Raw genomic sequence first — 24,842 nt, forward strand, 5'->3', positions numbered from 1 at the left:
ATGGTTCAAGAAAAAGGAAAAACCTCATTTACAGCCGTTCAAGAAAAAGCTATTAATGATCATGGCCGCGACATACTAGTATCGGCTTCCGCAGGTAGTGGCAAAACCACCGTTCTTGTACAGCGCTTAATGAAAGAAATTCTATCTGGTGTGAGTGTTGATCACCTGTTAGTAGTTACATTTACAAAAGCAGCTGCAGCTGAAATGAAAAAACGCATTAAAGAAGTATTAACAAATGAAATGCAGAAGTCTTCAAAAAATTCATACTTGCGTCAACAGTTAAATTTGATTGATTCTGCCAATATTTCTACAATTGATGCCTTTTGTCTGGATGTAATCCACCGCTTTTATTACATAATTAACATTGACCCCAGCTTCAGTATACTCACTGACGATTCACAAGCGGAATTAATGCGCGAGCGAGCACTAAAAGAAGTTGAAGGAGAGTTTTTAGAGAAAAAAGATAAGGACTTCATAGCATTTTATGACAATTTTGCAGGTGACAGGGATGCGGAATCACCGCAGAATTTATTGTTAGACTTATATAATTACGCAATGGCAAAACCTGATTATCGAGAATGGCTCAAAGAACTGCCGCAAAAATATCAGATGGGAGAAGAAGTAAGCCAATCTTCTTTGTGGCAGAAAGAAATTAAGCCTTATTTAGTAGACCTTTTTCAAAACCTTGCTGATAAGTTAGAGAAGTTGTGTCAAAGTGCGGTCATGGCTACTAAAGAACTGCACAAAGTTAAAGAAAGTTTTGACTTATTTGCAAAATGTCTTGCCCATTATCTGGCTGCTCTCAAAAATGATGCTGCCTACGATGACCAAAGAGAAAAACTACGTGACTGCATTTTTCGTGGAAGTATGCGCAAATCTGCCAAGTGGGACGAAGATATTATTGCCTTTTATGATGAGTGCTCTGATTTTAAAAAAGAAGTAAAAGAACAGGTTTTTACGGCCTTTACCTCTTTTTATGCCACTGACGAAAAAGAGCAATTGTCTATGATGCAAAAAGGTCAGCAAATAATGGCTGCAATTGTGAAAGCAGAACTGGCACTGATTGACCGTTTTAATCAGTTAAAAAGAGCAGAAAACCTGCTTGATTTTAGTGACATGGAGCAATTAGCATACCAAATTCTCAGTCAAGACACTTCTGCATCCCAAATGGCACGAACCTTTTATCAAAACAAATATAATGAGATTTTGGTCGACGAGTATCAGGACATCAACCCGCTACAAGAAAATATTTTGCAATTAATTAAAAAAGATGGTCAAAACAATCTTTTTATGGTTGGTGACGTTAAACAATCAATTTATGGCTTTAGGCAAGCTGAACCAAGTTTATTTTTGCACAAATATCAAGAAGCAGCCCTTAAAGAAAATCAAGCAAAAGAAGAAAGAATTTTATTGTCGGACAATTTCCGTTCTTCTCAGCCAGTTATTTCTATTGTTAATCAAGTGTTTAAAAATATTTTGACGGATGATTTTGGAGGTATTGATTATAACAATGAAAGTCAGCTGACTTATGGTGCCAAATATTATCCTTCAAACCTACCTGATGCGACTGAAATACTATTTCATGAAAAAAATAGCAACGAAAACCAGTCTCAAGATGATGATCCTGATGATATTGATTCGGCTGAAATTGCGCTGGTTATTAACCGGATTAAAAAATTTACAGAGGAAAATTTCTTAATTTATGACAAAAACTCGCAAAATAGCAGTCATTTGAGACCTTTTAAGTACAGTGATATTGTTATTTTAACCCGGAGTCGCAGCAATAATCTTGAAATTATGCAAGAGTTTGCCAAAAGTCATATTCCGATAATGGTTACCGATGCCAAAAATTATTTTCAAACTTTAGAATTAACTATTATCATGAACTACTTGAGGATCATTGATAATCCAGACCAGGATATTCCTCTTGTTTCAGTATTAAGGTCACCACTTTTTAATTTTACAGAGCCTGAACTCAGTACTATCAGGATTCACACGCAGAATGCCAGTTATTACAACGCTTTAACTTCTTATGTTGCCGTGGGTGACGAACTTAGTCGAAAAGTAAAAGACTTCTTAAATCAACTCGAAGAATTGCGTAAATTTGCTGCAACACATAGAATTTCAGAATTGATTTGGAGCATCTATGAAAAAACCAGCCTGCTTGAAATTATGACCTCACTACCTAATGGCAAGCAGCGAAGAGTCAACTTAGAGGCTTTATATGAAAGAGCTGCTTCATATGAAAGCGCTGGTTTTAAGGGCCTGTATCAATTTATCAATTTTATCGAGCGAATGAGACGCAGCCAAAAAGACTTGGCGCAACCCCTTTTAACTAAAGAGGCCGGCAACTCCGTGCGCTTAATGACAGTACATAGTTCCAAGGGTTTGGAATTTCCTGTTGTTTTTTACTTAGGCTTGCAACACCAATTTCAAAAACGGGATTTAAGCGGCAATTATATTATCAGTTCAGATTCTGTAGGTTTAACTATTAAACAAAAACATTATCGTGCTGACACCCTTGTTAAGGCTGTTGCAAATATGTCCAAGAAGAGACAACTTTTAGAAGAAGAAGCGCGCATTTTATATGTGGGTATGACTCGGGCAAAACAAAAGTTAATTTTGGTAGCAGATTTAAAGAAATTGCCTCAGACAATTGAAAAATGGCAAAATGAGGTAGATCCAAATGGACGTCTCCCGCTCAGCAGTAAGATTAATGCCTCAAATCCTATGAGTTTAATCGGTCCGTCAATCAGATGGGATAAGCTTTTAAGTCAAAAAATTAATGATATCAATTCAGCCTCGGAAACTAGTCAAGAATTGCTTTATATCCAGTACCAAGGCGAAAAAGTTCATCTTCAAGAAGATATTAGCCCGCAAGAAAGCAAAACTGACAACAGTTCAGCACTAAAAGAATATACAAAAAAACTGTTTAATTTTAGTTATCCTTTTCAAGACGCCAGTCAGACAACTGCCTATCAGTCTGTATCCGAAATTAAAAAAGCGTTTAACGATCCGCTTGATACTGAACTGGAAAATGCACACTTCATTTCTTCCACTAACCGCTACTTGCAGCCGATCGATACTAAACCTGATTTTCTGTTTAAAACTCGATTTACAGGAGCAGAGATTGGTACTGCAATGCACCTGATCCTGCAATACTACGATTATCATGGCTCAGGCAAAGCAGACCAAGTTAAAGAAGAAGTGCAGGAATTAGTTAAGCAAAATAAGCTTAATAGCAATATTGTTTCCAGCTTAGATTTAGAAAAAATAAATTGGTTTGTTCATAATGATTTTGCAAAGAAATTTTGGCAAAAACCAGAAAACTTGCACCGTGAAATTGAATTTTCGAGTCTGTTGCCAGCCGATAGTCTATTTGATAATTTCAGTGATGCAGACGCAAAAATTTTAATTCATGGTACAATAGACGGTTATTTTACCGAAAAAGATGGCATAATATTATTTGATTATAAAACCGATCATATTGATCAAACTCATTTGGAATTAGCTATCAAAAACATCAAGCAGAAATATTTAGGCCAGCTGCGCCTTTATGAAAGAGCTCTTAATTCCTTTGCTGACAAAAAAGTGAAGGCTAAATACTTGGTTTTGTTAGATGCCTGCAAAGTTGTGGAAGTAAAGTAAAAGAAAGGAGGGTAATTGCAAAATGAAATCATTCGAGCATACCGTTTTTGCTGTAGTGGATTTGGAAACTACGGGAACGCAACGTGAAGAAAATAATCATATCATTCAGTTTGGCTGCGCTATTATTAAGAATATGAAAGTTGTCAAGACATACTCTTTTATGATTAATCCTCACCGCGAAATTCCGCTAGCTGTCCAAAATTTGACCCATATACACAATAAAGATGTGGCTCAAGAAAAAGATTTTGCTTATTATGCACCCAAGATTATTAAAATCTTGAAAAACACAGTTTTCGTAGCTCATAACGTTAATTTTGATTTGCCATTTTTAAATTTTGAATTAGTGCAGCACGGCTATGAACCACTAACTAATCGCGCAATAGATACGGTAGAGCTGGCAAAAATTGCATTTCCTACTGAACCATCATACAAGTTAAGCGATTTGACAACTCGCCTGCAGATTAGACATTTAAACCCTCATAAAGCAGATTCTGATGCCTACGGCACCGCTATTTTATTAATAAAAATAATTGAACGACTTGAAAATCTTCCTCAAGCTACTTTAAATACGCTAAGCTCTTTGGCTCACGGCCTAATTCGTGACACTTCTTGGATCTTTACTACAATTGCTGATGACGCACGCAAAGAAAAAAGGCCGTTACCTTCTCAATATCAGCAGGTACGACAAATAATTTTACGAAAACAAGAAAAAGTAATCACTTCTGAGAATCAACAGTCAAGTGTTTTTCCGAAAAGTGACACGGACAAAAAGAAATTATTTAAAAATAAAATTAATTACCGCCAGCCTCAGGTAGACCTCATCAATCGAATTGAGCAATTTTTGCATGCTCCTAAGCAAAAAGCACTATTGATTGAAGCACCTAACGGCACTGGTAAAACCTTTTCCTACTTGTTTTCATATTCCTATCAATTATACACAAACAGAAAATTGGTAATTGCCACTCCCACCAAAGTATTACAAAAGCAGATAATAGATCAGGAAATTCCCCAATTACTGAATGTAACCAAGTTGGATTTAAAAGCAGAAGAAGTAAAAGCCAGTAGCCATTACCTCGATTTGGATGGTTTTTACCAAAGTCTATACCAGGGAACGCCCAATAAGTTAACTTTGGTGTTGCAAATGCGTATTTTGGTTTGGTTAACTGAAACTAGGACAGGTGATCTAGATGAATTGCAGCTGACCAATTATCGTGCCCCTTTATTTGCTCAGATTGCTCACCCTGGAGATGCCCGTGTCGGCAGCATTTTTGCCGAAGTTGATTTCTGGAATTTAGCCAGACAAAGGCAAGAGCAAGCTGACATTTTAGTCACAAATCATGCTTATTTGGCTAATCATTATAATGATACAATTTGGGGGCAGAATCCTTACCTCGTTATTGACGAAGCTCATCGATTTGTTGACAATGTGATTACTTCAAGGAATGACTCGTTTCAATTTGAATCATTGTGGGGACTTCTTAATCACCTGCGCAATTTGCTTTATTACGCTGATGACAGTATATTTAACCAGTATGGCAGTGACGTACAGTTTAATTTTCTCCTAGAAAAATTAGATCCAGCAATACTTGATTTGATCAAAGTTATTAATCATTTGCAGCGTTTGCTTTGTTCTAAGAAGAAGAAAGCAGTCAGCCAAAATAGCTTAGCCAATGGCAACTTGCTTCTCAGTTTTAGGGGCAAAGACCTATTTCCCAAGAACAGTCAATTTTTAACTAAACTAGCAGAATTGCAACGAAAATTAGAAGGGATCAGGCAAAATACAAATCAAATTTTATTTAAGCTGTACAATGAAACTGACAGTTCTAATATTGATAGGGATGCTATTTTAAGTGAAATTTCTGATCAAATCGATCAACTTGATGACTATATTACCAAAAGCTACCAATTATCGGATTTACTTCATAAAAAAGCCTATTTGGATGCGGAAGGGTTTATCATTACCTTGACTAATCCGCAAGATCCTTTAAGTGCCAACTTAAGTTGGTTAATGCTTGACGCAACGCCTGAACTTCATAAAATATATGATCGCTTTGACCATATATCATTTGTTAGTGCTACTTTAACCAGTGATAATGGGTTTGACTTTATCATTAAGCTTCTCGGCTTAACTGATTTAGCACCGCAAAAGTACATCGGAACAAGCACATTTAAGTTGGCCAAACATCTTGAAGTCTTATCTGTAACTGGTTTTCCCGATATCAGTGATCCAAAATATGATAAAAGTCTAACCCAGATTTTGGAGAAAGATCTGACAAATAAAAATCATGTTTTAGTTCTAATGACAAATTTAGAACAAATAAAAAAAGTTTTTAGTGCTATTATCAATTCTCCCAGTTTACGTGATTTTGAAATTTTGGCTCAGGGCGTTTCCGGTTCAAATAATCGGATTATTAAGAGATTTGCAATCGCCAAGCAAGCACTTATTTTAGGAGCAGACAGTTTTTGGGAAGGAATTGATTTTCATGAATGTGGTGTTGATTTGGTAATAGCCACCAAATTGCCTTTCGAATCACCAGATTTACCGGAAGTTAAGTTGCGCCAAAGACAACTTGTTGACAAAGGTATAGATGTTTTTCACACCGATACAATGCCGCGTGCAGTTATTCGCTTCAAGCAGGGGATGGGCAGGTTAATTCGTGGAGAAAAGGATAAGGGCCAATTTTTAATACTGGATTCAAGAATCTGGTCAAAAGATTATGGTCCGGTTTTTCTGGCAGCAGTTCCAGTTAAAGTCAAAAAAACATCTTTAAGTAATTTACAGGAAAAACTAACAAACTATGATACAAGATGATACAAAGCAAACATTTAAATTTTTAGCATGGGTATTTATAATTCTGATCTTTTTATACTTTGCTTTCATTGTTATTTTTTATAAGGCAGGTAATCCAGAACGGTCAGAAACCCGTGAACTTAACAAAATAGCGATCGAAAAGACTCCTATCAAATACACGGAAAAAAACTATCATTTAAATCGTGGTGTTAATAGTTATGCACTTAAAGGCTTAACTAAAAACCATAGGACTTACTATTTTATCTATTTACCAGGCTCTAAAAAAGCCTATCTTTATTCAGCAAATAAAGGTGTAAATGAAGGACTCATTCGCAACAAATATAGTGCAAAAGAGCCTAACGAAAGAATTACAGAAGTTAATCTAGGCTGGTATAAAAATAAACCTGTATGGGAAGTAAGTTCTAAAAATATAGTCGGTGAATATCATTATCAACTTTATAATTTTAAAAACGGAAAATTAATAGGTTGAGTCGCTAAAATGATCAAACTTTGGTATCATTAATTTGATTATGATAAGGAAAGTGGAATAAAAATTTATGACAGAATTAATTTCAATAGCAGATTGTCGCCAGCATGTTGACCAGGAAGTACGGATGCACGTTTGGTTGACTGACAAACGTTCAAGCGGCAAAATAGTGTTTTTACAATTACGTGATGGTACAGCCTTTTTTCAAGGCGTAGTTCGTAAAAATGCAGTTTCTGATGAAGTGTTTGAAATAGCAAAATCTCTGCATCAAGAAGCCAGTTTTTATATTAAGGGAACTGTACACCAAGACGAGCGCTCCCATTTTGGTTATGAAATTCAAATTTCCGACTTAAAGCTAATTACTAACAACGAAGGTTATCCCATCGGTAACAAAGAACATGGGATTGAATTTTTGCTTGACCACAGACATTTATGGCTTAGAAGCAAACGTCCTTTTGCAATTATGCGCATCAGAAATACTATTTTCAAAGCTACAGTTGACTTTTTTGAAAATGAAGGCTTTGTAAAATTTGATGCTCCCATTTTTATGCATTCTGCTCCTGAAGGAACTACCGAGCTGTTTCACACTGAATACTTTGGTGGGGATGCCTACCTATCACAGTCTGGGCAACTGTACGGCGAAGTAGGTGCAGAAGCATTTGGCAAGATTTTTACTTTCGGCCCAACTTTTAGAGCTGAAGAATCTAAAACTCGCCGCCACTTAACTGAATTTTGGATGATGGAACCAGAAATGGCTTGGATGCATCAGGATGAGTCTCTTGATTTGCAAGAACGTTTTTTGTCATATGTGACCGGACAGGTGCTCAAGCATTGTCAATATGAATTAGAAATTTTAGGTCGTGATCCCCAAAAATTAGAGCCTGCGGCTCAAGGTAACTACACGCGCTTATCATATGATGATACAGTAAAAATTTTGCAAGATGATGGACGTGATTTCAAATGGGGCGATGATTTTGGTGCTCCTGACGAAGCTTTTATATCTGAAAAATTTGATCGGCCATTTTTCATTGTTAATTACCCGACATCAATTAAACCATTTTACATGAAGAAAAATCCTGATAATCCTAAGGAATACCTATGTGCAGATGTTTTGGCACCAGAAGGTTATGGCGAAATCATGGGCGGTTCTGAACGTGAAAGTGATTATGAAACTTTGCTCAAACAAATCCATGAGGCTGGTTTAAATGAGAATGATTACAACTGGTATTTAGATTTGCGCAAATATGGCAGCGTGCCTCATTCTGGTTTCGGTATGGGATTTGAACGTGTTATTGCTTGGATTTGCAAATTAGATCATGTCCGCGAAGCTATTCCATTCCCGAGAATGATTAATCGTCTGGAACCTTAAATTAAATTGAATAGTATAGTTGAAAGTTGAACTAAAGACTGATTTAGTTCAACTTTTTTAAAGGGAGAAATTAATATGCACTATAATGATTACCGCTTTTTAGGTTCCACTACCTTATCAAATGGTCTACTTGCTTATTATCCGCAACTTAATATTGACGATGCAGAAATGATGGTCATTATCCAATTGGAAATGTTTGCTCAGAAAAACAATTTTTTTCCCACCAATGAACAGATTGCAGGAAATACTAATTTTTCTGTTACAGAAATTACTGCTTTAATTCAAAAATTAATTGAAAAAGACTTAATTGTAATTGATCAGGTTACTGACAACAGCGGTATGATTGGAAACAAATATAATCTTAATTTGTTATACGATAAGCTTGATCAATTGCTGGAAAATAAAACTTTGTCAGCTAATAAAAAAATGCCTGTTAAAAAAGCGGAGACTACTATTGATAATAGTCCATTAAATCAATTAGTGCGACAATTTGAAATTGAATTTGGTCGCTATTTAAGTCCAATTGAACGAGAAGAAATTGCCGCTTGGCTCAATGTAGATCACTACGATCCGGCTATTATTAAGTTGGCCCTGCGCGAAGCTGTCTTATCTCAAGCCTATAGTCTGAAGTATGTTGATCGTATTTTGCTCAATTGGCAAAGACATAACCTAAAAACAAGCAGTGAAGTTCAAAAGTTTTTGAGGAGGAATCGCTAAATGAAAGTAGACGAAATACTTAGTAAAAATGAAGCCAGAAAGGTGTTAGAGTGCATCAACCGAATGTATCCTGATGCCAAAAGTGAATTGGTATGGGACAATAACTTTCATTTACTATGCGCAGTGTTAATGAGTGCTCAAACAACAGACAAGATGGTAAATCGAGTAATGCCCAAGTTTATGAAAGATTATCCTGAACCTAAGAATTTGGCCGTGGCAACAATTCCAGAGATCGAAAATCATATTTCCCAAATTGGGCTTTATCATTCAAAAGCTAAGCACTTAAAAGAAACTGCGGAAATTTTGGTTTCAAAATATGATAGTAAAATACCACAAGATAAAAAGGAATTAATCTCTTTGCCTGGAGTCGGCGAGAAAACTGCTAATGTTGTTTTAGCAGAGGGATTTGGGATACCAGCAATAGCAGTTGATACACACGTGTCACGGATTTCAAAACGATTTCATATAGTGCCTCAAAATGCCAAACCTCTTGAAGTAGAAAAAAGGTTAGAAGAAATTTTACCGAAAGACGAATGGATTCATACTCATCATGCAATGATATTATTCGGTCGCTATACCATGACAGCACGTGATAAAAATGATCCTTACAGTTATTTAATAGAAAAATAGTGTTTAAAAAATAAAAGTTTAGTATAATTTCTTTATCAAAATAATATTAAAGGAGACTATACTATGAGTGGTTGGCAAACGACTAATTTTATTTTAGCAATTTTATTTGTAGGTTTTGCTTTATTCTTATGGCTTCGTCCATATGATGGAACTGGCGTTCCTAATACTATGTATGTAAAATTGATTTCCTTAACTGTTTTAACAATATTTTTTGCCGTCATTTTTTTAATAGAATTCATTTTTTACCTTATACTGAAAAACAATAGAAAATAAAAACGTCGAAAGATTTTTCGACGCTTTTATTAGTTAATGTTGCTTTTATTAGTTAATGTTCATTATTTTCATTATTGGTTGAATTGTTGTTTTCTCCTCCTGGTTTGTTAGGTCTTTGTTCTTGATCAGAACTGCTACCTGAATCAGAATGGCCAGATTCATTATTTTGACCCGAACTTTGCGAATTATTTTTGCTAGTATTATTTTGTTTCTTGTCTTTTGAATTTTTGGCTTCTCTTTGATTCTTATCAGGTTGCCTGGTTGAACCATTTTGATTGTGATGAACTGAATATCTTCCTTGAGTATTGGTTGAAGAAGAATCGTTAGTATTAGTTTTCTCATCATCTTCATCATAATCACTACTATCATCAACTATACCAATAGGAGAATGACCACGAACAAACAACTGCCATTCACCTGTAGATGACACTTCAGGAGGATTTGAGTTTCTAGCGATTTTTGCGCGAATCACAGAGTCAGGCTTTTGCCAATCGACATTTTCCTTATTTCTCATTAGATAAGTCATCATGTTCTTGTAAAAAAGCTGTGCTGATTGTTGACCAATACCTGAAATAGTTCCATCTTTCAGATTATCATAACCCGTCCAAACACCAATTGAATAGCTAGGGGTGTAACCCACAAACCAGGAATCTTTAGGGGTTGCAGCATATGCCGGGTAGCGTGCTAAATCTTGCTCAGAATATTTGACAGATCCAGTTTTTCCAGCGTGATACAAACCTCTGATCTGCGCGTTTGTACCAGAGCCATGTTTAATTACTCCTTTCAGCATGTCAGTAATCATATACGCTGTGGACTTGCTCATTACTCGGATGCCCTCAGAATCATAATTTCTGGTAAGACCATCAGGAGTTTCAATTTTAGAAACAAATTGTGGTTTATGATAGATTCCCATTGTAGCAAATGCGCTGAAAGCACCTGCCATTTGGAGGCTTGACGCATTAGCTCCAATCGCCACTGACAAACCAGAGTCTTTTGGAACATTAATATCCATTTTCCCAGCAAATTTTGCAGCTCGCTTAACACCAACTTCTCTCAAGGTTTTGACTGCAGGAACATTACGTGACTGTTCCAAGGCATGCCTCATTGTCATCATGCCATCATATTTATTATCCCAGTCATAAAGTTGCACATTAGTCCCCGGATATACATACTTGCTATCATCTAGCATTTTAGCTGTTGACCAATTAAGATATTCAATTGCCGGACCATAATCTAAGATTGGTTTTATTGAAGAACCAGTTGATCGGGTAGTTTGTACAGCACGATCCAAGCCCAATTGAACTGAAGAGGGTAGGTGCCTGCCACCAAGGATAGCTACTACGTGGCCGTTACTTGGATCGACTACGGAAGCTCCAATTTGCATCTTGTTATTTGTGAAAGGAACTTGACCATTATTAGCCAGTTGATAAAGTTTCTTTTGAGCTTTTTGATCCATATTAATTGTAATCTTTAAGTTATCGCGGAAGGGATCAAACCCCTTAGCCCTAACTTCAGCAATTGCTTCTTTTACATAGGGATCATTAATCTTGCGTAAATTAGATTGTTTTCGCTGATTATGAGGTTTTAGACCTTTTTTTATGCTTTCCTTCCTAGCTTCGTCATATTGTTCTTGAGAAATCTTTTTATTATTTAACATTGCTTTGAGAACAATATTACGCCGATATTTTGCATATTCTGGGTAGGTGTATGGATTATAGACGGTTGGTCTATTAGGTATTCCTGCAAGCATAGCTGTTTGGGCCAAGTCCAAATCCCCAATCTTTTTACCATAATAAAAGTTGGCAGCAGTGCCAATTCCAGTATTACCGTAATTCATGTAAACTTTATTAATATAAAACTCTAAAATTTCGTCATGACTGTATTCTCGCTGCACTCTCATGGCCAGCCAAGCTTCTTGAGCCTTTCTACGCAATGTTCTTTGAGAAGCAGCTGTTGAAAATTTTGTTAGCTTAACTAATTGCTGAGTAATGGTAGAACCACCGGCGGAAATGCTTTTGCTTTTAGCATTAGTCAACATGGAACCTGCAATTCTGATAGGATCAATTCCCAGCTTGTCTCTATAAAAGCGTTTGTCTTCAACTGATACAATAGCATCTTTAAGTAGTTGTAAATCCTTGCTGTCTTTAACGTATAACCTTTTTTCGGTACCAAGGGACATGATAAATTTACCATTGGTATTGTATAAGCCTGAAGAGCCGCCACTTTCAAGATCAGCTCGACTGATGTTAGGAGCATCTTTAGCATAAAAGGCAAACAAACCTATGCCGGCTACCAAAATTAAAAAAACGCCTAAAAATGTCCACTTAAGTATTCGACGCCACAATGGTTTAGGCAAACTTTGCCTGTATTTCTTACGTGATTCACGTCCATTATTTGAGTTTGAATTTTTATTTGTCATCGTGTATTTTCCTATCCGAGATGAAAGAATCTACAGCTTTCAGGTATGGCAGAGTTGGTTGAAAGCCATTTTTAATCTCTATTGACCAATCCTCGACTTCTTTTAACGTTAATGAACTTTTATCTTTAGTCCACCAAGCTTTTATTATTGCACTTGCCGGAGTTACAAAATAGCGGTTTAAGCTTGTAAATCCTATTATTGTAAAGCATATTCCTTTTTGCTTCAAGCATTCTGCCAAGTGAATTATTTGATGCTCGTGAAAATTTTTTAAAGGAAAATTGGTTTTATTTTTGGTCTCTTTCGCTTCAAAGTCCAGGTAATAACCTTTATAAACCCCATTGTAATCCGTAGTGGATTCTTGGCGAAAATAGGCCTCTTTTATTACTGCACGTGACCTTTTAGGGTAGTCTACCTTAACGATTTGAACTGGCGTTGGCTTTTTATGCACCACTGCGATTTCTTTTGTACGATAATATTTATTAGATTCATTAATCATCTGCTCAAGGTTCATTCCCCGGTCAGAAAAATTAATATTTTTGTGTCTTCTTTTTTGGTGCTTAGCTTGATAACTATAATTTAATTTACGAAAAGCGGCAGAACTGCCTGTTGGATATTTGACCATAAATATCACTCCTGCTAGCATTATAGCAATAAAGAAAAAGTTTTTGAACAAGGAGCTATCTGTTTCATTATGCAAAGATTGTGGGTAACTGGATATCGCAACTATGAACTTAATACGTTTGGAGACAAAGATCCTAAGATAAAAATTATTAAGTTGGTTTTAAAAAAACATATGGTTAATCTATTGGAAAATAACCAACTCGACTGGGTAATAACAGGAGCTAACCTTGGGGTTGAACAGTGGGCTAGCGAAGTCGCAATCGACTTACGCAAAAAATATTCTTTAAGAGTATCTGTCATTGTTCCTTATGAGGATTTCGCCAGTAGATGGAACGAAAATAATCAGGAAAAATACCTTTCTTTAAAACAACAAGTAGATTTTTTTGCCTCCACTTCTAAAGAAACATATCAAAGTCCTGTGCAACTGCGTAATTATCAAAATTTTATGCTTATCCATACCGATAGGGCCCTAATGATTTATGATCCGGAAAATTCGGGAAAACCAAAGTTTGATTATAATTTAATCAAAAAATACCAGGAAACTACAGAATATCCGTTAGAATTAATTGATTTTTACGATCTGCAGGATGAAGCAGAAGAATTTCAAGAAAATCAAGATGACGAATTTCGCCAATAAGATAACTTTGCTTTAAAATTAACATTTTAGTTTTAAGCAAGTCCAGTTTTTGCTAGAATAAAAGTGATATAAAAAGGAGTTGTATATTATCATGGCTGATTTAAATGATATTCAACTATCCACTAAGGATATTTTAAAAAAACAATTTAGAACAAAGGTTAAAGGCTTGGATCCAGACGAGGTCGACGCCTTTTTAGACAAAGTAATTGCTGATTATGATACGTTTGAACAAATTATTGAAGATCTATATGGTCAAATTGGCAAGCTGCAGGGAGAGTTGATGGACGATCGGCATAAAGAAAAGTCTATTCAAACTCAGAAAACCAGAAAAGTAACCCCAGTGACAGCACAAGAAAGCGTTAGAACTTATACTCCAAGTCAAGAACGCTCTACTCATAGTTTTAATCCAATAAATGGGTCTGATTCACAAACTGAAAGCTCTACTAATATGGCCATCATTCAACGCATTTCGACCCTCGAACGGAAAGTTTATAATCTTGAACAACGAGTTTATGGGTTACAAAAAGAGTAAGCTTTGATATAATTTTTATTGGTGCAAATTTTGAGCAGTCGCGGTTTGATCTGGAAAAAAGGTCAGGCTGAGGAAAGTCCACGCACGCACGAGCTGCGATGCTGGTAGTGTTCGTATTTAGCTCAATAAGCTAAAGGATTTTAAATTACGGCGAAAAAAGTGCTAAATCATTATGACATGCATGAATATTCTGAAAAGTGCCACAGTGACGGAGCAGAGGTGGAAACGCTTCTGGTGGAACGAGGTAAACCCTGCGAGCGTGCAACCCAAACTTGGTGGGGGCGTTTCAATCTAGGGAAATGAACTAAAGATTGAAGTTGCTAGTTATAGCAAAGATAGATGGCTGCTAAAGGTATTTATGCCACAAATACCTTAACAGAACGTGGCTTACAGAAATTTGCATTGGCAGCGTTGAGCTTTTCAAAGGGCTCAACGCTTTTTTTAAGAAAAGAAAGAATTAAAATGGAAAAATATCAACTATATACAACTATGGGCGTAGGATTTGAAAGCGTTGTTGCCAAAGAGCTGCAGGCAATGGGCTATCTAACGCGCACTGAAAATGGCAGAGTATTTTTTGAAGGCGGGCAAAAAGATATTGTCAAAACCAATCTTTGGTTAAGAACGGCAGATCGCGTTAAAATTTTACTGAAAGAGTTTAGAGCAACAGATTTTGATACTCTTTTTAACCAAGTTTATGAAATTGATTGGGCGGAGTTACTTCCTATTGACGCAAAATTTCCTTTGAAAGGCAGATCAGTCAGGTCTAAATTGCACTCTGAACCGGGCATCCAATCAATTGTTAAAAAGGCAATTGTAAATAAAATGTCAGACCAGTACCATCGTCGCGGCTTTCTACCAGAGAATGGTAATGAATATCCTCTTGACATTCGTATCAATAAAGATGTCGCCAGAATTTCATTGGATACTACTGGAGACAGCTTATTCAAAAGAGGCTATCGTATTGAACATGGTGGGGCACCACTAAAAGAAAACTTTGCAGCAGGTCTATTAAAACTAACCCCATATGACGGCACTCATCCTCTTATAGATCCAATGACAGGTTCTGGTACTCTTGCTATTGAAGCCGCATTAATAGGTAAAAACATCGCTCCTGGCAGTTGGCGCAAATTTGCTTTTGATGGCTTTGATTGGTTTGACAGTTCTATTCATCAGGAATTGCTCGCAGAAGCTAAAAGTGAAATTAAGCCTCTTGAACAACCTATATGGGCAAGTGATATTGATCAGTCTATTCTTGAGATTGCAAAATTAAATGCCAATAATGCTGGTGTATTACAAGACATTTATTTTAAGCAAGTTGCAGTAAAGGATTTTGCTACTGATTTACAAAATGGAGTTATAATTGCGAATCCACCTTATGGTAAAAGGCTGAAAGATCGAGAATCAGCTGAAAACCTTTATAAGCAGATGGGCGAATCTTTGTTAAAATATGATAGTTTTAGTCAATATTATTTAGTTGGAGATCCTGCTTTTGAGAAATTTTTTGGTAAAAAAGCCACCAAAAAGCGCAAATTATTTAACGGCAACTTAAGAGTAGACTTTTACCAATATTGGGCAAAGAAAAATGATTACTGAAAAAGCAAATACAGAATTTTGGGTTATTACAGACACTCACCTAATTGCTGATAGCTTGCATGATGATGGTCAGGCATTTCGGCATATTCAGAATACTAGTCAGGGTAAAGATTTGGTTTATCAAGAAACAGCCTTACGTACGTTTGTTGACCTTGCTAATAAAAAGAAACCTACCGCAATTATTGTTACTGGAGATGTAACTTTTAACGGAGAATTTATTTCTGCGCAAAAATTTGCTGCAATATTTAGTCACTTAAAAGAAACAAAACTATTGGTTTTACCTGGTAATCATGACATTTATGATGGATGGGCCCGGGCTTTTAAAGGGCCAAATCAACTATATGCTCAACAAATAAGTCCAAAAAGTTGGCAAGAAATATTTAAAAATTCATATGACTGCGCACTGAGCATTGATCCTGATTCATTAGCATACAGCGTGCAACTAAATCAACGTTATCTTCTAATACTGCTAGATTCTAATATTTATGGTAAGCAGGAGTCTAATAGTGCGCCGATGACCGAAGGACAAATAAATGAAGAACAAATTATTTGGTTAGAAGAACAGTTGGAAAGTGCTAAAAGAAATCAGCTGAGACCTCTTTTATTTATGCATCACAATCTATATGTTCATAATCCTGCTGTAAATCGCGGCTTTGTCCTAAATAATGCTCAACTTTTATGCCGCTTATGTCAGGACTTCAATATTAAACTTGCTTTTTCCGGTCATATACATGCTCAAAATATAGTTGGACCAGTAGAAAAAACACCTACCGTAGAAATAGTAACCTCCAGTTTTTGTTCATATGATCAGGGATATGGTGTAATCAAGGTAAGTCAGGACCATATTGAATATCAACGTCATACGTTTAACATGAAACCATTTCTAACTAAAAGAGAGTTGGAAGAACAAAATTTGGCTCATTTTCACCATTATTTGAAGGAAATTCAGATTAAAAATTTGAAAGGAAATTCCAATAAGAAAGATAATTTACAGAGTGAACAATCTGAGCTATTGCAGAAGGTAAATCATTTGTTTATAGAAATGAATTATCAATATTTTACTGGACATAATCATATTGAAAAAGAGCAGTTAAAAAAGTTATATTCTTCTCCTGAATTTAAGCTTTTGGTCAAACAAAGACCACGTTTTAGCAATTACATGAGAACTTTATTCGATACTACTGATCATAGCAACCTTGAAACAGAAATTTGGTATTGAAAAGGAGCCTTTATGAGAAAAAAACATTTCATTATTTTGGGTCGTAGTGGATTAATTTATTTTAGCTGGGTTTTAATTGTTCTCTTCTTATGTCTAATTTTCTTATATGAAAGTACAAAATCTTTCAACTGGCCAGCTTTAATTTTTGCTTTAATTTTCTTAATTTTATTAGCTTATACTTACTTTAATTCTTATTGGACTGATGAAATATTTAAGTTGCCATTTCGCGCCAAAGCAAAAAGAATTTCTAAACCAGTAATGATTTCCGAATGGCGGTTTTTAAAAATTTACAAAATCAAAATTGCAGAATTTGGTCAATATTATTTATTAAGACTTGAAAAATAAAGCAGGCAAGTATTTGAAAATGATATAACTCCCAAAATTTGGTAGTTATACCTAGAGGCGGGCCTGTTTTTCGTGTTGCTGAAAATTAAATTTAACGTAATTCTTAATTTGTAGCTAGCAATGGATAAAAAATGATCAATGTTTGATATAATTACAATTGATTAAACAAAAGGTGGGACCTAAATTCTAATATGAAAAGGATATTACGTAAAATGAAAAGTTAGATTTAAAAATTTAAATATATAGAAAGAGGCATGCGCAATGAAATCAGATATTCAAATCGCACAAGAAGCTCACGCATTACCCATTAAAGAAATAGCCGCTAAAGTAGGCTTAAGTGAAACCGACATTGAACCATATGGCAATGACAAGGCTAAAATTAACTGGCAGGCAATAAAGCGTATAATGGCTAAGAAGCACCTTGGTAAACTTATATTGGTTACTTCTATTTCACCCACTCCAGCTGGAGAGGGTAAGTCAACTATGACAATTGGTTTAGGAGACGCCATAAACAATCAGCTGCATCAGAAAACCATGATTGCTTTGAGAGAACCGTCAATGGGGCCAGTTTTTGGCTTAAAGGGCGGAGCGACTGGAGGAGGTCAGGCACAGGTTATCCCGATGGAGGATATTAATCTCCATTTTACAGGAGATATGCATGCCTTAACCGCTGCTATTGATACTTTGGCAGCATTAGTAGACAATTATGTCTATCAGGGAAATGAACTTAAATTAGATCCGGAAAGAATCCTTTTAAAGCGCGGAATTGATGTTAACGATCGCAGTTTAAGAAAAATTACTGTCGGACAAGGTTCAAAGTTTAATGGTGTTGAGCATAAATCCAGTTTTGCAATCACTGTTGCTAATGAATTAATGGCAATTCTCTGCTTGTCGACTGATATCGATGACTTAAAAAAGAGAATTGGATTAATGCTCGTTGGCTATACTATTGATGAACAGCCTGTTTTCGTTAAGGATCTCGGGTTTGAAGGTGCAATTGCTGCTCTTCTTTCCAATGCCTTAAAGCCTAACCTTGTTCAAACAATTGAACATACGCCAGCATTAGTTCATGGTGGTCCATTTGCAAATATTGCTCACGGTGCCAATACAGTAATGGCAACAAATTTGGCTTTGCACCTCAGCGATTACGTGTTGACTGAAGCCGGATTTGGTAGTGACCTTGGTGGTCAAAAATTCATGGACTTTGTTTCTGAACATCTTGATAAAAAGCCAGATGCCAGTGTTGTTGTTGCTACCGTTCGTGCCCTGAAATACCAATCTGAAGGGACTACTGATAACTTAAGCAAAGAAAATCTGTCTGCTTTACGCGACGGTTTTGAAAATCTTAAGAGACATATGAATAATATGCGCAATTATGGTATTCCTGTTATTGTTTTGATTAATCATTTTGCAACAGACACTGAAAATGAACTTAATCTTTTACAGAAATTGATCAAGGAACAAGGAATCGACTCTGTTGTGGTAGATTATCATGAACAGGGATCAAAAGGTGGCATAGAAGCCGCAAACGCAGTTCTTGATTTGGCAAATTCTCAAAGTGGTAACCTTATTCCTACTTACCAAAAAGATGATGACGTTAAAACTAAAATTGCAAAAGTTGCACAAAAAATATATCATGCCGCTCAAGTAGAATACAGCGAAAAAGCGGAAAAAGATATTCGTGAACTGGAAAAAATGGGCAAGGATAAGTTGCCAGTAATTATCGCCAAGACACAATATTCATTCACTGATAATCAAAAATTATTAGGTGCTCCGACTGATTTTACTTTACACGTTAAAGGCGCTAGTTTGAAAAATGGGGCTGGCTTCATTGTCATAACTACCGGACATGTTTTAGACATGCCTGGGTTACCTAAGCATCCCGCTGCATTAGATATTGATGTTGACAACAACGGCAAAATAAGTGGCCTTTTTTAAAAATAACAATGCAATTTTTATATTTAATTATTTCATTATTAGTAGTGATCTCCGATCAATCTTTAAAATCTTTTATTGCCGGTAATTATAGGCTGGGTGAATCACACCAAGTTCTTTCCCATATTTTTTCGTTTACCTACGTGCAAAATGAAGGTGCAGCTTGGAATATTCTTCCTGGTCAGATGGGACTTTTCTATCTAATAAGCATTATTGCTATCATAGTCTGTTTATATTATCTGTTTGGTAAAAAATTTCATAGCAAGCTTTTCAGTACAGGAGTCGCATTAGTTCTTGGGGGAATAATAGGTAATTTAATTGACAGGATTCATCTAAAGTACGTCATTGATATGATCCAAGTCGATTTTATTCAGTTCAATATTTTTAACATTGCCGATTCTGCAATAACAGTAGGGATAATACTCGTTTTTATTTATCTTCTGTTTTTTGATGAAAGCGAAAAAAATAATGCCTGATAAATATCAATTCGTAATTCAGGAGGAAAAAGGTAGAATCGATAAAGTGCTTGCGACTAAAATTCCATCTTTATCACGCTCAAGGATCCAAGAACTAGTGCAAGATAAAAATATATTAGTTAATGGTAAAACGGTTAAAACTTCTTATAAAGTTCAAAAAAATGACTTAATTTCAGTTTTAGTACCTAAGCTAAAGCCTTTGGCTGTAATTCCGGAGGACATACCATTAGATATTATTTACGAAGATCAAGATGTAATAGTTGTTAACAAGCCTCAAGGTATGGTAGTTCATCCAGCTGCTGGACATCCAGACCACACTCTTGTCAATGCATTATTGTTTCATACAAAAAATTTAGCTGAAAGCTCAGAAGGCTTTCGGCCGGGAATCGTGCATCGAATTGATAAAGATACATCTGGTTTATTGATGGTGGCCAAAAACTCCTTTGCGCGTGAAAGCTTAGAGAAACAATTAGCACAAAAAACAAATAAAAGACTTTATTTAGCAATAGTCCACGGTAATTTTTCTGAAAAATTTGGCACGATAGAAGCTCCGATCGGACGAGATCATTATAATCGTAAAAAAATGGCTGTAGTTGAAAACGGTAAAGATGCAGTCACTCATTTTACTGTTCTAGAACAGTTCCCAAAATATAGTTTAATAAAATGTCAGCTTGAAACAGGTCGTACACATCAGATTAGGGTGCACCTTGCTTATATTGGGCATCCGGTTGCAGGGGATCCATTGTATGGACCACATCATACCTTAAAGGGTAATGGTCAGTTTTTGCATGCTCAGGTTTTAGGATTTGAACAACCGCATTCAGGCAAATGGTTAGAATTTGAAGTTCAACCGCCACAAATTTTCTTACAACAATTGGCTGACTTAAGAGAAAAAAGTGATTAAATGAAACGATACTTAATTCTGGAAAATGGTCAATCATTTCCGGGAGAGGGATTAGGAGCTTCAATAATTTCTACTGGCGAATTAGCTATTCAGACTGGTAATTTTGGTTATCAAGAAGCTTTAACTGATCCCACAAACACTGGTAAAATTTTAGTTTTTACTGCACCGATGATCGGTGGCAATGGCATTAATGCAATTGATTATGAAAGTATTAATCCAACTGTAAAAGGAATTATTGCTAATGATGTAGCGCAAAATATTTCAGATAGTGATAATTTTCAAGATTTAGCTTCCTTTTTAAAAGAAAAAAATATACCAGCAATTTTTAACGTTGATACCAGGGCTTTAGTTCATCTTTTAAACAAAGAGAAAACAATTAAAGCCTCAATCATGGACACAAATGATGAACATGCTTTTGATCAAATCAAAGCTTTAGTCCTGCCAAAAAACAAGTCTGCCACTGTTTCAACTAAAAATCCCTATGCGGTACCTAATGTGGGTAAGACTGTGGCCATCATCGATCTTGGCTTAAAGCACTCTATGCTTAGAGAATTGTCTTTACGAAAAGTAAATGCTACTGTCTTACCATATAACGTGTCAGTACCTGATATTAAAAATTTGCGCCCCCAAGGAATTATTATTTCTGGTGGTCCAGGAAAAGTGGATGAACTCAAAGAGAACCTTAATCCTATTCTGACAGCATTTTACAAGAAAATTCCTCTTTGGGGAATTGGTTTGGGCTTTTTAGCCTTAAGTGAATTTCTCAATTTTGAATTAGTAGCTTTGCCTCAGGCCTATAATGGTATCAATTATCCAATTATTGACCAAAATACGAATGAGATTTGGCAAGTAGCGATGAACATTGATCAATTAGTATTGCCAAACAGCGTTCAATTTGCAATGGAAAAAGAACTATACGATCTTCACAGTGAATTATTAGCCGGCTACAGCAATAAAGCTAATAAAGTGATTGGTACGGCTTTTAATGCTGAAGGTGCACCTGGAAGCCTTGATGCTCTTCCTATTTTTAATAATTTTGTAGAGATGATGGTGTAAAAATGCCTTTAGAAAATGACTTAGATAAAGTTTTAATCATTGGATCAGGCCCAACCCTGGTTGGTAAAGTGTCTGAAACTGATTTATTAGTTGAAGATGCACTTCAAGCACTTTTTGAAGAAGATATTCAAGTTGTTTTGGTTAATCCCAATCCTGCAACAATTTCTACTGACAAAAAATCTGGGTTAACTGTTTATCTTGAACCAATGACGCTGGAATTTCTAAAAAGAATAATTCGTATGGAAGAACCAAATGCTATTATTTCTGCTTACGGCTCAACTACAGGCTTAAAAGTTACCAGAGAATTGGTTCAGGATGGTATATTGCAAAAAATGGGTGTTAGATTGCTGACCTTGAATAAGCAAACTCTCACAATGGATAATCATCAAAAAATGAATGCTTTTTTGGCTGAAAATCAAATTGAGGCTAATAAATATTGGAATTTAACTGATTTTAGTGCTGGAAATATTCAGAAACAGTTATCTGAAAAAGTTCAATTTCCCGTAATGCTCATTAAAGAAAATACTGCAACCAAAAATACACAAATTATTTTTGACAACGTTTCTGACTTAAATGAGTACCTAACAAAAGAAAGACAATCTGAGAACTTTTCTTTTAGCAATTACCATTTGTCTGAAGATCTTTCTTCCTGGGGAGAAGTCATTGCTAACATAATTCGTGACAGTTCCGGAAATGTGCTTTTTACCAACTTAGCTGATACTATTGAATCTGTAGCTATTAATGCCGGAGATTCTGCAACTGTAATGCCAGCTTTAACGCTTAATAATGATCAAGTACAAAAAATTCGTGCCATTGCTAAAACAATTGCCAACAAATTAAAAATAGTCGGAATATTAAATATTCACTTTGCTGTCAAACATGAGGGAACCAGATTTTCTGTAAAAATTTTATCAATCAAGCCTAGGTTAACACGCAGTGCGATTTGGTCAAAAAGAGTAGGGTTATATAGTTTAGGCTACATTGTTTGTAAAATAGCCATTGGTTATCGTTTAGATGAAATAACAGATCCATTATCAGGTCTTAATGCTGCTGTTGAGCCAACCTTAGATAAAGTCGCAGTTAGAATGCCTTTCTGGTCATTAACACAATCTGGTAGTAACCACTATTTACTTGGCACCAAAATGCAAGCCAGTGGGGAGGCCATTGGATTAGGAACAAATTTCGAATCTGCTTTTTTAAAGGGCCTTGCATCAACAGTCAATTTAAAAATGGCACTTAATGTTTTTAAAACTGAAAAAGCAAAAGAAAAAAGCGAAATTGCAAGTGATTTAGAACATCCCGATGAGTCACATCTAATTAAGCTTTTAGCCGCAATATCTAATGGTTTTGATTATCATGATCTGCAAAACATTATTCATATCCATCCCGTTTATTTTCAAAAACTAGCTCATATCGTGCAAATAGGTCTTAAATTAGCAACTGGTAATTTAACAGATGAACTATTGATTGAAGCTAAAAAGAGAGGATTTCGTAATGCGTTAATTTCTGAACTTTCTAATACTGATGTTAATGCAATTAAAAAGAAGCTGATAAAGATGCATTTAAAGCCGGCTTATCAACAAATAGATGGGTCTGCGGGAACAATTAAACCTCTAGTTAAAGCATATTATAGTTCATATGGAGTTCAAGATGAAAGTCAAGCTCTAACTGCAAATAAAAAAGTCTTGGTGATTGGTATGCTACCTTCACAAGTTTCAGTTACAAGCGAATTTGACTACATGATTAGTCATGCAATTGATACTTTACATAATAATAATTATGCCACTGTTTTATTATCCAATAACGATGAATCTGTGGCAATTAGCTATAAAAGGGCAGATAAGGTTTATTTTGAACCTATAACTCTTGAAAGTATCTTACATATTGCTGAAAAAGAAGATATAAAAGATGTTTTAGTACAATTCTCCGGCAAAGAAATGAATGCTTTATGTAAAAAACTAATAAAAAATGGCTTAAATATTTTAGGCAATAAAAATATTAATCCAAAGGATCGTGTAGAACAGGTTTTAAATAAACCATTAAAAAATTTAGGACAAAATAAGCTTTTAACAACAGTTGATAAAACCGAAGCGAAATCTTTTATCAACGAACACGGTTTTCCAATTCTCATTGGCGGATTTAACAATATGGGTGTAAAGCAAAAATCTGCTGTTGTTTACGATTTGCCGGCTCTAAAAAAATATTTGAAAGAAAATCAATTATCCAAAGTTAGTTTATCTCAGTTTATTGAAGGAAATAAATATGAAATCACAGCCATTTCAGACGGTAAGAATGTTACACTTCCCGGAATTATAGAACACCTGGAACAAACCGGCTCTCATGCGTCAGATTCAATTGCTGTTTTTAAGCCACAGAATTTAACTAAAATAGGCAAAAAATTACTTATTGAATATGCTACTGAATTAATTAAACGTATAAATATGCGTGGAATTTTTACATTACATTTTTTAATTGTTGACAAGAAAATTTTTTTACTACAAATTAAACCTTACGCTGGACATAATATTGCTTTTTTATCTAAGGCACTTGGAAAGGATATTACCCAATGCGCAACAGAAGTGCTTATTGGAAAAAACTTACCCGACTTAGATTATAAAAACGGTTTGTGGCATTCAAATAATTTCATTTTTGTTAAAATGCCAGTTTTTTCATACATTGATTATCAAAGTGAAAACTCTTTTGATTCAAAAATGAAATCATCTGGCTCTGTCATGGGCCGAGATACTGAGCTTGCGAAAGCTTTATACAAGGGCTATGAAGCCAGTGGATTAAGAATACCTAACTTTGGTACTATATTTATATCTGTTCGTGACGAGGATAAGAAGAAAGTGACAGAACTAGCTCAACGTTTTTATCGTCTAGGTTTTAAAATAATTGCCACTGAAGGTACAGCTAATGGTTTAGCAGAGGCTGGAATAACCACAGGAATTGTTTCCAAAATTAGTCATGGCTCTCGCAGTCTACTGGATAAAATTCGACAACATAAAATTGATATGGTTATTAACATTACAAACTTGTCCGACTCTGCTAGTGACGATGCAATCAGAATACGTGATGAAGCTCTAAACCAAAACATACCTGTATTTTCCAGTATTGAAACAACAGAACTTATTTTAAGCGTTCTAGAATCACTAGCATTAACTACACAACCAATTTGATACCATAAGAA

At 35.4% G+C, this 24,842-nt stretch carries 19 protein-coding genes and 1 other RNA gene; 18 read left to right on the forward strand and 2 right to left on the reverse strand.

Annotation, left to right across the window (positions count from 1 at the left end):
• The 7 genes from addA to LDM92_RS01615 all read left to right on the forward strand — a co-directional run bounded on the left by addA (position 1) and on the right by LDM92_RS01615 (position 9,915).
• The gene (gene addA, locus LDM92_RS01585; protein WP_223901750.1) at positions 1-3,648 is read left to right on the forward strand and encodes a helicase-exonuclease AddAB subunit AddA; all 3,648 of its coding nucleotides are present in this window, start codon (positions 1-3) and stop codon (positions 3,646-3,648) included.
• A 22-nt stretch (positions 3,649-3,670) separates the two neighbouring features.
• Complete coding sequence (dinG, locus tag LDM92_RS01590; RefSeq protein WP_223901751.1) at positions 3,671-6,460, forward strand: helicase C-terminal domain-containing protein; 2,790 nt, start codon at positions 3,671-3,673, stop codon at positions 6,458-6,460.
• Complete coding sequence (locus LDM92_RS01595) at positions 6,447-6,929, forward strand: hypothetical protein (RefSeq protein ID WP_046332113.1); 483 nt, start codon at positions 6,447-6,449, stop codon at positions 6,927-6,929. The genes dinG and LDM92_RS01595 overlap by 14 nt, the downstream gene beginning before the upstream one ends.
• A 67-nt stretch (positions 6,930-6,996) precedes the next feature.
• Entirely contained in the window at positions 6,997-8,295 is a 1,299-nt protein-coding gene (gene asnS, locus LDM92_RS01600) for an asparagine--tRNA ligase (RefSeq protein ID WP_223901752.1), read from the forward strand.
• 75 nt (positions 8,296-8,370) lie between these two features.
• Positions 8,371-9,012 (forward strand): DnaD domain protein, encoded by a 642-nt coding sequence (locus tag LDM92_RS01605; protein ID WP_223901753.1) that lies wholly within the window; start codon positions 8,371-8,373, stop codon positions 9,010-9,012.
• On the forward strand, positions 9,013-9,642 hold the full coding sequence (nth, locus tag LDM92_RS01610) for an endonuclease III (protein WP_223901754.1): 630 nt from the start codon (positions 9,013-9,015) through the stop codon (positions 9,640-9,642).
• A gap of 63 nt (positions 9,643-9,705) precedes the next feature.
• Positions 9,706-9,915 (forward strand): DUF3923 family protein, encoded by a 210-nt coding sequence (locus LDM92_RS01615; RefSeq protein WP_223901755.1) that lies wholly within the window; start codon positions 9,706-9,708, stop codon positions 9,913-9,915.
• Positions 9,916-9,967: 52 nt separating this feature from the next.
• Here the strand turns inward: LDM92_RS01615 and LDM92_RS01620 are convergent, their stop codons facing one another.
• Positions 9,968-12,334, reverse strand: coding sequence for a transglycosylase domain-containing protein (locus LDM92_RS01620; RefSeq protein WP_223901756.1), 2,367 nt, complete (start codon positions 12,332-12,334; stop codon positions 9,968-9,970).
• Positions 12,324-12,956 (reverse strand): Holliday junction resolvase RecU, encoded by a 633-nt coding sequence (gene recU, locus LDM92_RS01625; protein WP_223901757.1) that lies wholly within the window; start codon positions 12,954-12,956, stop codon positions 12,324-12,326. Before recU ends, LDM92_RS01620 begins: the two co-directional genes overlap by 11 nt.
• Positions 12,957-13,025: 69 nt before the next feature.
• On the opposite strand from recU, the gene LDM92_RS01630 reads away from it, so the two are divergent.
• The 11 genes from LDM92_RS01630 to carB all read left to right on the forward strand — a co-directional run bounded on the left by LDM92_RS01630 (position 13,026) and on the right by carB (position 24,831).
• Positions 13,026-13,592, forward strand: coding sequence for an SLOG family protein (locus LDM92_RS01630; protein ID WP_223901758.1), 567 nt, complete (start codon positions 13,026-13,028; stop codon positions 13,590-13,592).
• 91 nt (positions 13,593-13,683) lie between these two features.
• Positions 13,684-14,124, forward strand: coding sequence for a DivIVA domain-containing protein (locus tag LDM92_RS01635; RefSeq protein ID WP_223901759.1), 441 nt, complete (start codon positions 13,684-13,686; stop codon positions 14,122-14,124).
• Between the two features lie 26 nt (positions 14,125-14,150).
• Positions 14,151-14,519: RNase P RNA component class B (rnpB, locus tag LDM92_RS01640), an RNA gene on the forward strand.
• Between the two features lie 67 nt (positions 14,520-14,586).
• Positions 14,587-15,717, forward strand: coding sequence for a THUMP domain-containing class I SAM-dependent RNA methyltransferase (locus LDM92_RS01645; protein ID WP_223901760.1), 1,131 nt, complete (start codon positions 14,587-14,589; stop codon positions 15,715-15,717).
• On the forward strand, positions 15,707-16,936 hold the full coding sequence (locus LDM92_RS01650; protein WP_223901761.1) for a metallophosphoesterase: 1,230 nt from the start codon (positions 15,707-15,709) through the stop codon (positions 16,934-16,936). Before LDM92_RS01645 ends, LDM92_RS01650 begins: the two co-directional genes overlap by 11 nt.
• Positions 16,937-16,948: 12 nt before the next feature.
• Entirely contained in the window at positions 16,949-17,281 is a 333-nt protein-coding gene (locus tag LDM92_RS01655) for an acyltransferase (protein ID WP_223901762.1), read from the forward strand.
• A 261-nt stretch (positions 17,282-17,542) separates the two neighbouring features.
• On the forward strand, positions 17,543-19,219 hold the full coding sequence (locus LDM92_RS01660) for a formate--tetrahydrofolate ligase (RefSeq protein ID WP_223901763.1): 1,677 nt from the start codon (positions 17,543-17,545) through the stop codon (positions 19,217-19,219).
• 8 nt (positions 19,220-19,227) lie between these two features.
• Positions 19,228-19,692: a signal peptidase II gene (gene lspA / locus LDM92_RS01665; RefSeq protein WP_223901764.1), complete on the forward strand. Its 465-nt coding sequence runs from the start codon at positions 19,228-19,230 to the stop codon at positions 19,690-19,692.
• Positions 19,685-20,596 (forward strand): RluA family pseudouridine synthase, encoded by a 912-nt coding sequence (locus LDM92_RS01670; RefSeq protein WP_223901765.1) that lies wholly within the window; start codon positions 19,685-19,687, stop codon positions 20,594-20,596. The genes lspA and LDM92_RS01670 overlap by 8 nt, the downstream gene beginning before the upstream one ends.
• Entirely contained in the window at positions 20,597-21,652 is a 1,056-nt protein-coding gene (locus tag LDM92_RS01675) for a carbamoyl phosphate synthase small subunit (protein WP_223901766.1), read from the forward strand. It abuts the gene before it with no gap.
• Between the two features lie 2 nt (positions 21,653-21,654).
• Positions 21,655-24,831 (forward strand): carbamoyl-phosphate synthase large subunit, encoded by a 3,177-nt coding sequence (carB, locus tag LDM92_RS01680; RefSeq protein WP_223901767.1) that lies wholly within the window; start codon positions 21,655-21,657, stop codon positions 24,829-24,831.
• Positions 24,832-24,842 lie beyond the last annotated feature (11 nt).

Source organism: Lactobacillus laiwuensis (assembly GCF_019972835.1).
Classification (GTDB): domain Bacteria; phylum Bacillota; class Bacilli; order Lactobacillales; family Lactobacillaceae; genus Lactobacillus; species Lactobacillus laiwuensis.